The following is a 14,603-nucleotide window of genomic DNA, read 5'->3' on the forward strand; positions in this document are numbered from 1 at the left end:
AATAAAAATGTCTAACAACAATTATGGTCAAGGTGATCTATTCTCTTATTTTGGTGATGATTTCGCTGAAGCATTAGAATATGAGGAGAAGAATAAACTACAGCATACTTCTGACCAATCTATTGAAGAAGATCATAAAGATAACCCTCCATCAGAGAGTCTTACTTCTGATCCAGCAGCTGAAAAAAGTCAAGGTGAAAGCCGTCCGACGAAGCTAATCTCACTGGAATCGCGCAGAAGAGTATCAGATTCTTTCTCTAATGATGGTTGTCCTGATGCATGTTCTGATAAAGAATTAGATGACGATGAAAAAGATGCTTTAGAGGATAAGGCAAGCGATGAACAAGAAGCGGACAAGCGTGAGCTCAGTGGGGAAAGCGGAAACACTTCTGTGATCAAATCAGATGAAAAAACACCAGTTACCGCTAAGAAGGAAATAGAAAAACCAGAACTGAATCATGCTACCTTTATTTGCTACTCAGGGCTAAGCATTTCTATAACAAAATTCTTCTCTGAGGATAAGCTAGCTGGTCTTGAGCTTGAGGATGTTCGGAAACGCCTGGAAAAAGATTACCCAGAGCTTTCAAAACAGCGGACAAAAATGGATTGGGACAAGAAGAAAAATATAATTGTGCCTATGGTCACCGGTGGAAAAAAAGGGGCCCGTTTTACAAATGGCACTCGTGGTTTTTATTCATCTTCTCAAGAACTCATTGAGCATCAGGAGCCAATATCCTACCTTGCTGCACAAGATGGGTACTATGAAATACGAGAGAACCTGATAGGAGTATTTATAGGGAGAACGGCTGCTGAAGAGCTGATTGAATGGGAAGGATTCTCTGTATTTAATTCAGTCTTACCCAAACATCTAGATCGTGAGCCTTGCAGACCTGGATTTAAATACAAATTACCTAAGATACCCAAGCAACTCTTTGCTCAACTGGTCTCCTTTTTTATGGACTATACAGATTACGATGTGGAGGTTATGGGTGTTTTCTACTACGATATTGATCGCCAGCAGTTTATTTTGGATGTTCCTTATCAATCTGTCACCAAATATTCAGTTAACCCTTGGTACTCTGTTTATCCCGGACATGTAGTTAAGGTCGCTGAAATCCATTCACATAACACGATGCGTGCAGATTTTAGTTCGATTGATGATGAAGATGAAGTAGGGACCATGTTATACGGAGTAGTTGGTAAGATCAAAAAAGGACATGCAACAGACGTGTTTTTTGATGTCAGGACTCGTGCAGGAATGGCAGGAAAGTTCATACCTATCGATCCCAAGGTATTTATCGAAGGAGAATTAACGAGTAACCGGCTAAATAATCATATCGATTATGTCGCCTATCCTAAAGACTGGGTTAAAAAGGTGACAATCATAGGAGGCAATAGAAATGATTAATCTACTTTCACTCACTCCAAACTACACATCACTTTATTATTATATAGTCTTGATTGGTGCAGGAGGGAATGGTGGATATACGGTGCAACGTCTAACTGGGGTACGACCGAGGTACTTGTAAAAAAGGGTCATAGCATGGATTTTTTTTACATTTACAACCCTTTTTACTCTGTAGGGTAGGGTGGGGTCAGAAAAGTGCGGTTGTTGGTAGGATCCTAATAGGGGTAGTGTCATTGTCGCTACTCCTATTAAGGAATACTTAAACTAAATCACAAATTAATAAGAAGAAACACATCTTAAAAAATGAGCATTGAACCTTTGCATAATAAGCAAAAGTCCTTTAAAATTTGTTAGCCGGGTAGAAAATGCTATAATGCTCTTATAAAAAAGAATGGATGCAAAATAGTTTAGGTAAGTTCTAAAACGATTTCTTTTATTCTTCGACAAACAGGCCAGATTCGTAATTTCTCAAGAGAATAATACAAGTCGCTGTAGGGGTTTTTGTGTTTTTTCACTTATGATTACTTTGATATACAAGACCTATTTCATCTCTCACTTTATCCAACACTTGTATCGTGGTGTATGAATTTTTATATGAGTTAGTATCAGACTCTGTTTTTCCTCGGTTGATTAATTCAATAAATTCTTTCACTTCGTAATACATAGCTGGATGAGATTGGTCGACTGTTAATTGTTCAACCGTGCCGTCAGTGTAGTGAATTTCTACTTTTTCAGCCGTATGAATCTTATCAATCATGATACTTCCTTTTTCGCCTTGAATTTCGCTTGGTAAATAAGAGTTCGTTATTTTGGAATACATCACAATCGCATCTTTATCATCATATTTTAAGATGACGCTACCTTCACCATCCACACCCGAATCAAGCATAATGCCAGTTGCCTTCACTTCTTTTGGTTCACCAAATAATGTAATAAGTGGATACAAACAATAGACACCAAGGTCCATTAATGAACCGTTCGCAAACTCTGGATTGAAGGCATTAAGGACAATTCCTTCTTTGTATTTATCATAACGAGATGAATACTGACAATAGCTTGCAAAGTATCTACGGATAGGACCAATTTTATGTAAATTATCTTGAATGACCTTGAAGTTTGGAAGTAAGGTTGATTTCATTGCTTCCATTAATAGGGCGTTATGATCTTTTGCGGCTTGAATCATCCTCGCTACTTCGGTTGCATTAACAGCCAGTGGCTTTTCACATAACACATGTTTGCCATTTTGCAAAAATAAAATAGCTTGTTCTGCGTGATATGAATTGGGAGTAGCCAATGTACACCGCGTCAATTTCTTGACTAACTGCCATTTCTTTTAGGTTTGTAAATATTTTTGTTACTCCATATTTACTTGCAAATTCTTCTGCTCTACTAATCGTGCGAGAATAAACAGCAGTTAGTTTAAAATCTTCTACATCATTTGCTGCTTCAAGTAATCTTTCTGTAATCCAATTAGTACCGATTACGCCGAATCGAACCATTTATTCAACCTCATTCCTTTGTTTTATAAAACGAAGAGTTTTGTTTACTACACTTATGAAGCGTTTTTCATCGCCAATAGGATTTTATTTTCCCATAAAAAAACTTATATAGACATGGGGCCTACCAGTGAAATATTGGTGATAACCCAAATAGGGCTCATACTGTGAGTGATGGCTAAATTCTTGGCTGTGCCCCACCCAATAATGATCTCTGATCCGGCCATAGAAGGGACTGAATCAGAGGCTATTTTTTCTTTCCTGTATGGACTGTGTTATTTGTAATATGCAGTAAAGACCGCAATTCATAAAAGAAATAAATGCGGTCTTTACGATGTTTCCATATTTTTTAAAGTGTACTCTATTCGAGATTGGCATGTTTGCCGTACATTTTAGTAGAGTCTAAGCCTTTTTTTTCCATAAAACGCAAGATCAATGCATCATAAAATAATAACATCGTTTGCTCAAAAAGTGACCCCATTGGTTGTATGGTCTTATATTCACTTTCAGATTGATCTTTCGGTGATCCAGGCAATTTAATGATAATATCAGCTAATTTTCCAATCGTGGAGTCAGGGGAAATCGTTACAGCTGCGACCGTCCCACCTAAACTTTTTGCTTTTTCAGCGATTGAAACCAAGGTTTTCGTTTCACCTGAACCTGAACCGATGATCAACAAATCACCTTTTTCTAAATTTGCTGTTACAGTTTCACCGACTACATAAGCATCGATCCCCATGTGCATCATTCTCATCACGAAAGATTTGCCCATAAATCCAGATCTGCCCGCACCTGCAACAAAGATTTTTTTGGATTCCAGAATCTTATTAACCAACTTCTCTGCTTCTTCGTCAGAGATTAAGTCGACTGTCCGACTTAATTCTTGAACGACTTCAGCTAAATATTGAGTAGTTTTCATAGTTATAATTAACCTTGTTTAATTAATTCTTGCATTTTAGCTGCAACTGCTTTTTTATCGTCTTTGCTTGTGATACCGCCACCTACGATGACAAGATCTGGTTGTACTTTAATCACATCTGGAAGTGTTTCTAATTTGATTCCGCCTGCAATAGCAGTTTTCGCATTTTTTACAACGCTCTTAATGGTTGCAAGGTCTTCGAAAGAATTTTTTCCTACAGCTTGAAGGTCATAACCTGTGTGAACGCAGATATAATCTACTCCTAGTTCATCCAGTTCTTTCGCACGACCTTCAATGTCTTTAACTGCGATCATATCAGCAAGGATTTGTTTACCTTGTTTTTTTGCTTCTTCTACAGCACCTTTAATGGACTCGTCTTCAGCTGTACCAAGAATGGTGATGATGTCAGCGCCTGCTGCAGATGCTTGGCTAACTTCATATCCAGCTGCATCCATGATTTTAAGGTCAGCTAATACAGTTAAGTTAGGGAAGGCAGCTTTCACTTCCTTTACTGCTTTAAGGCCTTCATTAATCACAACCGGCGTGCCGATTTCTACAACATCTATATGATTTTCTACTTCTTTCACCAATTCAATGGCTCCTGGAATATCTACAAGATCTAATGCTAATTGTAATTTCATTTATTACTCGCTCCTTATATAATAGTATAATTGTGCCGTATAGCTTTCTTTTGCACAGTGTTATTGTATCCAATTGATAGCTATTTATACTAACGGTATGATACTCAGTATACTGGGTATGTTACTAAATTAAAAGTATGCACTTTTTTATCATATAGTAACAAAAAGTATACTATGGGACATAATAAGGGTTGGAGGTGAAATGAATGCCGAATCTTGGGGAAAAAGTGTTTAATTGTGAAAAAGAATTGACTCTTTCGATTATTGGTGGAAAATGGAAAATGTTGGTATTGTGGCATCTAGGAAAAGAAGGAACCAAACGTTTTGGTGAACTAAAGGCCCTCATGCCGGGTATCACTCAAAGAATGCTTGTTAATCAATTGCGCGAACTTGAAGACCATTTGATTGTTCATCGTGAAGTCTATCCTGTCGTTCCACCAAAAGTTGAATACTCACTCACTGAGTATGGAAGAAGTCTGATGCCTATTCTGGAAGCTATGTATGACTGGGGTAAAGATTATATTGAGAATGTATTGGAAAAAGAAACAGAAAACAAATCGTCTATTCAGTAGAAAAAAGAGTTTCTCCTAGGGGTTCGAAAAAGTGTAAAAAAGTTCATATACTAACAAACCACGGTTAGCTATCTTAATAAAGATGCTGTCCGTGTTTTTTTATATCTCTACGTATTTAAAAGGTTGAAAAAACACAACATTTAATAAAAGAATCAGTTACTAAAAAGCCAAGGGCAGCGAATCTTGTATAATCGCTGTCCTTGGCTTTTCACTCTTGGTATTGGATTCAAGTTTATAGTATTATTTTTAACACTATGTTATACCAATGTATCTATATGTTAATAAAGTGCGTACTTTCAAAAGTATAACATACGTAATATACTGATTTTGCTCAAGTAATAGCGAGCTTAAAGAATACTACCAAACCTTAAGGGAATACTGCTACAAGCATGGTGAGATGAAGTGAAACTTCATTTAATAATTTATACATGTTGTTGCTTTTTACGAAAGGAGAGATCCGCATGGAAAGGTTCAAAACTAAGCAGCGAAAAGTTTGTGAAAGATGTCTAATCATCACCATAAATAATGAAACCTGTCCAAAATGTGGACATTCTCAATTAAGAGATATCATTATTACCGGACAAGCTGGGAGAAATAAACGAAACTTACATCCAAAAGTGGGATAACGCAATAGCGAAAATCCTTGTTGTTTTGTAGGGGAAACGAAGAAAATCAGACATTTTTCTATTTGAAAATGCTTTGAAAAAGTGGAGGAATGAAAAGTGGATTCTATGACGTTTGTCTTATTTGGGGCAACTGGGGATTTAGCTAAGCGAAAAATCTACCCTGCCTTGTTTAATTTATATTTGAATCAAAAATTACCAGATTCTTTTTTGATCATTGGTGTAGGAATAGACGAAATGTCTGATGTTGATTTTCAAAACCATGTAACAGACTCGCTATACACTTTTTCTAGACACTTGATAAATGATAAATCCGAAAAACAAGAGTTTGTAAAGGCATTTCGTTATTGCCAGTTAGATTTCACGAATGCTGAAGGGTATAAGAAGTTAGTTGAAGTCGTTCAACAAAATGAAAAAGACCAGAGTATTGAAGAGAATCGAATGTTTTATCTTTCTGTTGCTCCTGAATTCTTTGATGTAATTGCTTTAAACATAAAGGAGAGTGGCTTAGGTTCGACAAAGGGATGGAAACGATTGATTATCGAAAAACCATTTGGGTATGACTTAAAATCTGCTGAAGATTTAAACGAAAAATTAAGCAAAGCTTTTGAAGAAGATGAAATTTTCCGGATTGACCATTATCTCGGAAAACCAATGGTTCAAAACCTTGAAGCCTTGGAATTTGCCAATCCTGTGCTGCAATCACTTTGGAACAATCGGTTTATTGCCAATGTGCAAATTACGGCTAGTGAAACGGTTGGTGTAGAAGAGAGGGCTGGTTATTATGACCAAGCAGGCGCTATTCGTGATATGGTTCAAAATCATATGCTACAGCTGTTGATGATGACAGCCATGCATCTCCCAAAACAGATTAGTGCAAAAGATATCCGTAATGAGAAAAGAAAAGTTATGGAATCTCTGCGACCATTACAGAAAAATACTGTAGGTATCCACGTCGTTCGTGGCCAATATGGATCAGGTGAAATAAACGGTACACCAGTAGTCAGATACTTAGAAGAACCTGGCGTTGATGCTTCTTCTAAAAACGATACATTCGTCGCTGCTCGTCTATGGATTGATAATTCCTTCTGGGACGGGGTCCCATTCTATATCCGGACAGGAAAAAGAATGACGGAAAAATTAACGCGGATTGTGATTGAATTCAAAAACCCATTAAAGAATTTGTATACCAATGAAATCCAAAATGCTGAACCCAATCTATTAGTTATTAATGTAAGTCCTAATGAAGGTGTTTCGTTGCAGTTAAATAGTAAAAACCCGATAAATGGAAAATTAGAACCTATTGTTGTTGATTTTTCAGCGAGTAAAAAAGACGTGCCCGAAGCATATGAACTCTTAATATTTGATGCTCTGCGTGGGGACTCTACCTTCTTTGCTCATTGGGACGAAGTTGAATTATCTTGGAAATGGGTACAGCCCGTTTTAGAGGCGTTTGAGGAAAATGCCCTTCCACTCCACCTATATCAAGCCGGTTCGATGGGGCCACAAGCTGCTTCGCAATTATTGGAGGAGGATGGTTTTAAATGGTGGGAAACTAGGGGGGGAGTTTAATCCGCACCTCCCTGGAAGGCTATTGGTATGAAGAGAGCAAACCGAGGTTGGATTTGACAGATAATTGTTACGCGATTTACCCAAGGAACTTAAAGTATTTGTTGAATCCTTATGGTTCCATAAGGAGACCATGAAGAACAACAAATGGGTAGCATAATAATACAGGCTATTTATTGTAATTTAAAGGAGGAAACTCAAGTGAAAGTAGGATTAATTGGATTAGGGAAAATGGGTATGAACTTAGGAAAAAACTTAATTGACAATAAACACCGTGTAATGGCGTTTGATCTAAATACAAATACTATTGAAGAAATTAAAAAATACGGAGTTGAAGGAGCATCCAGTTTACAAGATCTTGTTCAATCATTAGAAAAGCCACGAGTTGTTTGGATAATGGTCCCACACTCCGTCGTTGATTCAGTTATTAGTGAAATCACACCATTTCTAAGTGAAGGAGATATCGTCATTGAAGCTGGTAATTCGCATTATAAGGAATCCATTCGTCGTTACGAACAGTTGAAGAAAGTTGGAGTGAGCTTTATGGATGCCGGTACTTCTGGGGGGATGGAAGGTGCTCGCTATGGTGCTTGTTATATGATTGGTGGAGATCCTGAAGCATGGAGCATTGTCGAGCCGATTTTTAGAGATACAGCTGTAGATAATGGGTATTTATATGCTGGGAAATCTGGTAGTGGCCACTTCTTAAAAATGGTCCACAATGGAATAGAATACGGAATGATGGCCGCCATTGGTGAAGGATTCGAAGTCCTGGAAAAAAGCGATTTCGATTTTGACTATGAAAAAGTGGCACGGGTGTGGAATAACGGTTCTGTCATCCGCTCATGGCTCATGGAATTGACAGAACGCGCATTTTCTAAAGATGCAAAATTAGATGAAATTAAGGGCATTATGCATTCTTCTGGGGAAGGGAAATGGACAGTTGAAACCGCTTTGGATCTTCAAACAGCTACCCCTGTTATCGCTATGTCTTTACTAATGCGTTACCGTTCATTAGACAATGATACATTTACAGGTAAAGTGGTAGCTTCCCTTCGTAATGAATTTGGCGGACATGCTGTGGAAAAATCATAAAGTCATCTGCTGTATATGTCTTTCGTTAAAATGAGCCGGAAATTCATTGGATTTTTAGTTTGGTATATCCCAAAAATTGGTAGATTTACTTAAGTCGTTGATAGTGCTAACTATGTTGATTGAAGCGGAAGGAGCGAGACTCCTCGAAAATGCATTCACATTTTCTCGTGCGGTGCCTATTCACGGATGATGATTCAACGTCCTGCGGGAAAAACATGACAAGGGAGACCCCGCAGCCGCACAGCGCCGAGGAGGCTCCCGGCTCGCCCGCGGAAAGCGAGCACCTGGAGCCAACAGACAAGTTTAACAGAGCCAAAAAAATAAAACAATATTGAGGTGTGACATCATGAACGTATTGGATGCAAAAATCATTAACACACAATATGGTTTAGAAACCTATTTAGACATGGTGAAGAATATCGAAGTAAAAGAACTCCATTCTCCATCAGATAATGAGCCCTTTTATGAAATAGTATTAGGGATAGAGTATTTTCTTCTAAGGGACGGAAAATATTATGATAGTGAAAGGAATTATTTTCGGATTCAAATGAGCGAAGATTTTAATTCAATCACGTTAAGAGAGACAGATACCGAAAGTTTATTTGCTGTCAAAACCGAACACGAGAGAGACTCAACTAAGCTACTGGTTGGAGAATGGCTTATAAAAACCAATGCTTTCAAGCAAGTAATAAGTGAACTGATCCAACAAAAGAAAATGGAGAATGTTCAAAATGAGGGAGACACTCGAAAAGTATTAGGAACGATAAGATTCTTGGAAATATTACTTGAAATCAAAACAGAAGACATACTAAGTGCCGATGTAGAGAGGGACCATTGAGTTTTCTTAATACTAACTGTCTTTTAATGTACGCTATTGATAATTACACGGTCCCACTAAGGATTTTTCAAAATTGAAAAGGGGGAGTTTAAATGTGTTTTTAAAAACTTCCCTTATATACTGTAGAAAAGGAGAATGCACTAACATGAAACGTTTTACTATGCCGAGAGATCTTTTTTACGGAGAAGGATCTCCGATTGAAGCAGCTAAGCTAAATTTGATTGAAAGGGGAAGTAATGTATGACTATTTCGTTTGATTACTCCAATGCATTAGCATTTATGAAAAAGAGTGAAGTAGATAATCTAAGTGAATTTGTAAAAGTGGCTCATAAAATGCTACATGAAAAAACAGGCCCCGGCTCTGATTATCTTGGTTGGGTCGATTTGCCACTAAACTATGATAAGAGTGAATTTGAAAGAATTAAACAAGCTGCTGAAAGAATCAAGAAACATTCAGACGCAATGGTTGTAATTGGTATTGGTGGTTCGTATTTGGGTGCAAGATCAGCTATAGAAGCTTTGTCCCATAGCTTTCATAACCAAATGAACGATAAGACAAAAGTGTATTTTGCCGGTCACAATATCAGTTCTACTTATATATCTCATTTATTTGAACTATTAGAGGGGAAAGATATCTCTGTTAACGTCATTTCCAAATCAGGAACAACGACAGAGCCAGCCCTTGCTTTCCGTATTTTTCGTGACTATATGGAGAAAAAATACGGAAAAGAAGAGGCGAGAAAACGTATTTTTGCCACTACTGATCAGGAAAAAGGCGTATTAAAAAAGCTCGCGGACAAAGAAGGATATGAAACGTTTGTTATTCCGGATGATGTAGGTGGAAGGTATTCTGTGCTAACAGCAGTTGGTCTCTTACCAATTGCCGTAGCAGGACTTGATATTGATCATATGATGGAAGGGGCAGCAGCAGCAGCCCGTAAATACAACAATCCTGATTTATTGACAAATGAGAGCTATCAGTATGCTGCGGTCCGAAATGTACTCTACAATAAGGGAAAAGCAATTGAAGTGCTTGTTAACTATGAGCCCTCCCTTCACTACGTATCGGAATGGTGGAAGCAGCTGTTTGGGGAAAGTGAAGGAAAAGATCAAAAGGGGCTATTCCCTGCTTCCGTTGATTTTTCAACGGATTTGCATTCCATGGGGCAATATGTACAAGAAGGTCGACGAAACCTTTTAGAAACGGTTTTACAGATTAAGAAACCTCGAATTGAAGTGACTATTCAGGAGGATCCAGAAAATATTGATGGATTAAACTTCCTGGCAGGTAAGACGATGGATGAAGTCAACAAAAGTGCATTTCAGGGTACCCTTATGGCCCATATAGATGGAGAAGTACCTAATCTCGTGATTGAACTGGATGAAATGAATGAATACACTTACGGTGAGATGGTTTACTTTTTTGAGAAGGCATGTGGGATTAGTGGCCATCTATTAGGAGTTAACCCATTTGACCAGCCTGGAGTCGAAGCATACAAGAAGAATATGTTTGCTTTACTTGACAAACCTGGTTTTGAAGCAGAAAAAGCTACTCTCATGGAGCGTTTATCAAAATAATTATATCTGATTGGTTTTGTATTAATAAAAAGATTGTTACCAAAAACCATATTTTTTGTAACAATATTTATGAGAAATACTGATGCTTGATTTTACTAATTTTATAGGTTACCAAAAATAATTACCAAAAGTTTTACCAAATACTTTTACAAAAATGATGTCTCTTGTACAATTAGATTATTAAATTGTGCAGGAGGCTTCTTTATGATAATCGGTTATGCTCGAGTTTCGACAGTTGACCAAAATTTAGACCGACAAATTATATTACTTTCTGAGTACGGCTGTGAAAAAATGGTTCAAGAGAAATTTACTGGGACTACAAAGGATAGAGATGGACTTAACTCATTGCTAGATGTAATAAGGAAAGGTGATACCGTTGTAGTAGAAAGTATTTCACGCTTAGGGAGAAAAACACTTGATATTCTTTCTATTATTCAGCAATTCGAGGATACTGGTGTAAAGTTCGTTTCTATTAAGGAGAACATGGATACAAGAACATCAACGGGAAAAGCCATGTTTCAAATGATGTGTGTCATCGCAGAGTTAGAAAGAAATTTAATTGTAGAAAGAGTTAAAGAAGGGTTAGAAGCGAGTAAAAGAAGAGGAAAAAAACTAGGAAGGCCTAAAGTGGATCAAGGGAAAATTGAAATAGCCTTGAGGATGTATGACAGTAAAGAATACTCGGTAAAAGAAATTGTAGAAGGTACAGGACTTTCACAGGGATCATTATATCGAGCGATTAATAAAAGAAAACTAGTAGAAGCAAATTAATAATCTCTTATATTTTTAGGGAATTATGTGACGGACTAGGGCAGCTACTCTGTCACCACCCCCAACTTAATTTGAATGGAGTTGGTAATTTGGCATCTATAGAACGTACGGCTTATCCAAGATTTAAAAAACGTCCTACTTCAAAAGAACTTCGTGATGTTTACTCCCCTACACCTGAAGAAAACCAATTTGCGCATAAAGTTGCTAGAGGACCTGTTTCAGTTCTAAGTCTATTAGTTATGTTAAAGTCTTTCCAACGACTTGGTTACTTTCCTCGACCGAAAGATATTCCTGTAGAGATCATGATTCATATTCGGACCTGTTTGAATCTCTCTGCTAGTGTTGAACCGAATTACAATAGTAAATCAATTTACCGACATCAAAAAGCAATTAGAGATTACCTCAATGTACGTCCTTATGGAAAAGAAGCCTTACATATTGCAACTACTTCAATTTATAAGGCTACACAGGTAATGGACAATCCAGCCGATCTTATCAACGTATCCATTGAAATATTAATAAAAGAAAGGTGTGAATTACCTGCTTTTAGTACATTAGATCGATTGGCTCGTCGTATAAGAACATTAGTGAATCACCAGTTATTTAATTCAGTATTTTCAAAATTGACTCCTGAAATTGAGCGAAAATTAGATCAATTACTAGTTACTAAAAATGATAATCGGACTTCTGAATATAACTTATTAAAAGAAATTCCAAAAAGCGCAACACTTTCGCATATGAAAGAAATACAAAATAGGTTACTTCTGTTAACTGATTTTATAGAAGAAATTGATAGCTTACTAGAGGATATTCCAAATTTAAAAATTAAACACTTCGCTTTAGAAGCAAAAGCGCTTGATGCATCAGAATTAAAAGACTTTAATTTAGCTAAAAGATATATGCTGCTACTTTGTATGATTTATCGCTCAAAAATTTCAGCTATAGATAGTTTGGTAGAGATGTTTCTCAAAAGAGTCAGAACAATACATAACAAAGGCAAAGAGGAGCTAGAACTTCTTCGAGAAAAACATAGATCAAAAACTGAAAATCTTATATCTGTTTTGGCGGAAGTCTTAAATGCCACAAGTATAAATGAGAACGATACCTTGACTGGTCAGAAAATAAGGGAGTTATTAGGGAGAAGAGGTGGTATCGACGCATTAAAAGAAGATTGTGAATCAATTTCATCATATAATGGCAATAACTACCTTCCTCTTTTATGGAAGTTCTATAAAAGCCACAGGAAAACTCTTTTTAGATTGATTAGTATGATTGAAATTAATTCAACCACACAGGATCAATCACTTTTAGAAGCTTTACAATTTTTACGTGATAATGAGAACCGAAAAATTGAAAATCTACAAATAGATTTGGATCTTTCATTTGCTAGTGAACAGTGGAAAAAAACGATTTATGTACCTAAAGAAAATAACTTAATCCATCGTAAACACCTTGAAATCTGTATTTTTTCCTATCTTGCAAGCGATTTAAAAACGGGAGACCTTTGTGTAAAAGGATCAGAGAATTTTGCTGATTACCGTGAACAGCTCCTTTCTTGGGATGAGTGTAAACCTATGGTAGATGAATACTGTAAGGAACTTGGCTTTTCTTCAAATTCAGGGGATTTTGTTCAACAATTAAAGCTCTGGCTAGGAGATACTGCACAAAAAGTAGATTTAAACTACCCTGATAACGGCCAGGTAATCATTAATGAAAATGGAGAACCAACGTTGAGAAAAATAATGAGAAAAGAACAACCTCAGACAAGTAAGGCGTTAGAGGTAGTTATTTCTCAACGGTTACCTGAACGAAATGTCTTAGATATTCTTTGTAATGTAGAACATTGGACAAATTGGACACGGCATTTTGGACCATTATCTGGTTCAGATCCTAAGCTTGAAAATGCAATGGAACGTTATATCATTACTTCTTTTGGATACGGATGTAATTTAGGACCAACACAGACTTCTAAGCACATGAAAAAAGCAGTAACCCCACACATGATTTCATTTGTAAATCGGCGACATATTAATGCATCTAAAATAGACGAAGCTATTCGTAATATTTTAAATCAATACAATCAATTTAGTTTGCCTAGACTATGGGGTGATGGAAAAACGGCTGCTGCAGATGGAACAAAATTTGATCTCTACGAAGAAAACTTAATCTCTGAATACCACATTCGATACGGAGGTTATGGGGGGATTGCATATCATCATGTTTCAGATACTTATATTGCACTCTTTAGTCACTTCATTCCATGTGGAGTTTGGGAAGCAGTTTATATTATTGATGGTTTGCTGAAAAATAAATCAGACATTCAGCCCGATACGTTACATGCTGATACGCAAGGTCAATCAACGCCTGTTTTTGCACTTGCACATTTATTGGGGATTAATTTAATGCCTCGTATTCGAAATTGGAAGGATTTAAAATTTTACAGGGCTGATAAGGACACAAAATATCACCACATTGATCAGTTGTTTAGTGATACCGTTGACTGGGACCTAATTGAAACACACTGGCAAGATCTTTCTATAAAAGCTGGTAAAATATTACCCTCTACACTACTTAGAAAACTAAGTAACTATAGTAGAAAAAACCGATTATATCAAGCTTTTAGGGAATTAGGAAGGATTGTAAGAACTGTATTTTTGCTTAAATATATTTCTGATATAAAACTAAGAGAGCAAATTGGTGCTAGTACAAACAAAGTCGAAGCATATAACGGCTTTTCCAAATGGCTATTTTTTGGTGGCGATGGGATCATTTCAGAAAATGATCCAGAAGAACAAGAAAAGCGAATTAAATATAATGATTTAGTTGCCAACGCAGTAATATTCCAAAATGTATGTGATATAACACTTATTTTGTGGGAACTTTCTAAAGAAGGCTATGTATTTTCAAAAGAAGATATTGTCATGCTTAGCCCTTATCTGACTAGGCATATAAAACGTTTCGGAGACTATATGATCGATTTAGAAAATATTCCACAACCAATCGAGGGAGATATTCCTGTATAGTATATAAGAAAGTAAAGAGCAAGAAAGGGTTATAAATGGTAAACAATACCATACTATGACCCTTTTTTAC

10 protein-coding genes and 1 pseudogene are annotated in these 14,603 nt (G+C 36.7%); 8 read left to right on the forward strand and 3 right to left on the reverse strand.

Annotation, left to right across the window (positions count from 1 at the left end; all coding sequences use genetic code 11):
* Window positions 1–7 precede the first annotated feature (7 nt).
* Window positions 8–1,408 (forward strand): hypothetical protein, encoded by a 1,401-nt coding sequence (locus PUW25_RS26970; protein ID WP_205055051.1) that lies wholly within the window; start codon window positions 8–10, stop codon window positions 1,406–1,408.
* A 511-nt stretch (window positions 1,409–1,919) separates the two neighbouring features.
* On the opposite strand, the pseudogene PUW25_RS26975 reads toward PUW25_RS26970, so the two are convergent.
* From PUW25_RS26975 to hxlA, 3 genes and pseudogenes are all read right to left on the reverse strand, one after another.
* Window positions 1,920–2,907, reverse strand: a pseudogene (locus PUW25_RS26975) (Gfo/Idh/MocA family protein).
* Window positions 2,908–3,265: 358 nt separating this feature from the next.
* Window positions 3,266–3,823 (reverse strand): 6-phospho-3-hexuloisomerase, encoded by a 558-nt coding sequence (hxlB, locus tag PUW25_RS26980; RefSeq protein ID WP_031538337.1) that lies wholly within the window; start codon window positions 3,821–3,823, stop codon window positions 3,266–3,268.
* An 8-nt stretch (window positions 3,824–3,831) separates the two neighbouring features.
* Window positions 3,832–4,464, reverse strand: coding sequence for a 3-hexulose-6-phosphate synthase (gene hxlA / locus PUW25_RS26985; RefSeq protein ID WP_031538336.1), 633 nt, complete (start codon window positions 4,462–4,464; stop codon window positions 3,832–3,834).
* Window positions 4,465–4,670: 206 nt separating this feature from the next.
* Between hxlA and PUW25_RS26990 the strand changes: the two genes are divergently transcribed.
* The 7 genes from PUW25_RS26990 to PUW25_RS27020 all read left to right on the forward strand — a co-directional run bounded on the left by PUW25_RS26990 (window position 4,671) and on the right by PUW25_RS27020 (window position 14,533).
* On the forward strand, window positions 4,671–5,036 hold the full coding sequence (locus tag PUW25_RS26990) for a winged helix-turn-helix transcriptional regulator (RefSeq protein ID WP_066194376.1): 366 nt from the start codon (window positions 4,671–4,673) through the stop codon (window positions 5,034–5,036).
* 722 nt (window positions 5,037–5,758) lie between these two features.
* Complete coding sequence (gene zwf / locus PUW25_RS26995; RefSeq protein ID WP_066194379.1) at window positions 5,759–7,231, forward strand: glucose-6-phosphate dehydrogenase; 1,473 nt, start codon at window positions 5,759–5,761, stop codon at window positions 7,229–7,231.
* A 198-nt stretch (window positions 7,232–7,429) separates the two neighbouring features.
* On the forward strand, window positions 7,430–8,323 hold the full coding sequence (gnd, locus tag PUW25_RS27000; RefSeq protein WP_031538333.1) for a phosphogluconate dehydrogenase (NAD(+)-dependent, decarboxylating): 894 nt from the start codon (window positions 7,430–7,432) through the stop codon (window positions 8,321–8,323).
* A gap of 346 nt (window positions 8,324–8,669) precedes the next feature.
* Window positions 8,670–9,161, forward strand: coding sequence for a hypothetical protein (locus tag PUW25_RS27005; protein WP_031538332.1), 492 nt, complete (start codon window positions 8,670–8,672; stop codon window positions 9,159–9,161).
* A 240-nt stretch (window positions 9,162–9,401) separates the two neighbouring features.
* Window positions 9,402–10,739 carry a glucose-6-phosphate isomerase gene (locus PUW25_RS27010; RefSeq protein ID WP_066154493.1) on the forward strand — a complete coding sequence of 446 codons (1,338 nt, stop codon included), beginning with the start codon at window positions 9,402–9,404 and terminating at the stop codon, window positions 10,737–10,739.
* A 204-nt stretch (window positions 10,740–10,943) separates the two neighbouring features.
* Window positions 10,944–11,510 (forward strand): recombinase family protein, encoded by a 567-nt coding sequence (locus PUW25_RS27015; RefSeq protein ID WP_066154495.1) that lies wholly within the window; start codon window positions 10,944–10,946, stop codon window positions 11,508–11,510.
* An 89-nt stretch (window positions 11,511–11,599) separates the two neighbouring features.
* Window positions 11,600–14,533: a Tn3 family transposase gene (locus PUW25_RS27020; protein WP_274338791.1), complete on the forward strand. Its 2,934-nt coding sequence runs from the start codon at window positions 11,600–11,602 to the stop codon at window positions 14,531–14,533.
* Window positions 14,534–14,603: the final 70 nt, after the last annotated feature.

The sequence above is a fragment of the Paenibacillus urinalis genome, from assembly GCF_028747985.1.
Lineage (GTDB): Bacteria > Bacillota > Bacilli > Paenibacillales > Paenibacillaceae > Paenibacillus > Paenibacillus urinalis.

What these genes read in the sequence shown, in the direction of transcription:
- PUW25_RS26970 (WP_205055051.1), top strand. Translation starts at nt 8, where the DNA reads ATGTCTAACAACAATTATGGTCAAGGTGATCTATTCTCTTATTTTGGT.
- hxlB (WP_031538337.1), bottom strand. Translation starts at nt 3,823, where the DNA reads ATGAAAACTACTCAATATTTAGCTGAAGTCGTTCAAGAATTAAGTCGG.
- hxlA (WP_031538336.1), bottom strand. Translation starts at nt 4,464, where the DNA reads ATGAAATTACAATTAGCATTAGATCTTGTAGATATTCCAGGAGCCATT.
- PUW25_RS26990 (WP_066194376.1), top strand. Translation starts at nt 4,671, where the DNA reads ATGCCGAATCTTGGGGAAAAAGTGTTTAATTGTGAAAAAGAATTGACT.
- PUW25_RS27005 (WP_031538332.1), top strand. Translation starts at nt 8,670, where the DNA reads ATGAACGTATTGGATGCAAAAATCATTAACACACAATATGGTTTAGAA.
- PUW25_RS27010 (WP_066154493.1), top strand. Translation starts at nt 9,402, where the DNA reads ATGACTATTTCGTTTGATTACTCCAATGCATTAGCATTTATGAAAAAG.
- PUW25_RS27015 (WP_066154495.1), top strand. Translation starts at nt 10,944, where the DNA reads ATGATAATCGGTTATGCTCGAGTTTCGACAGTTGACCAAAATTTAGAC.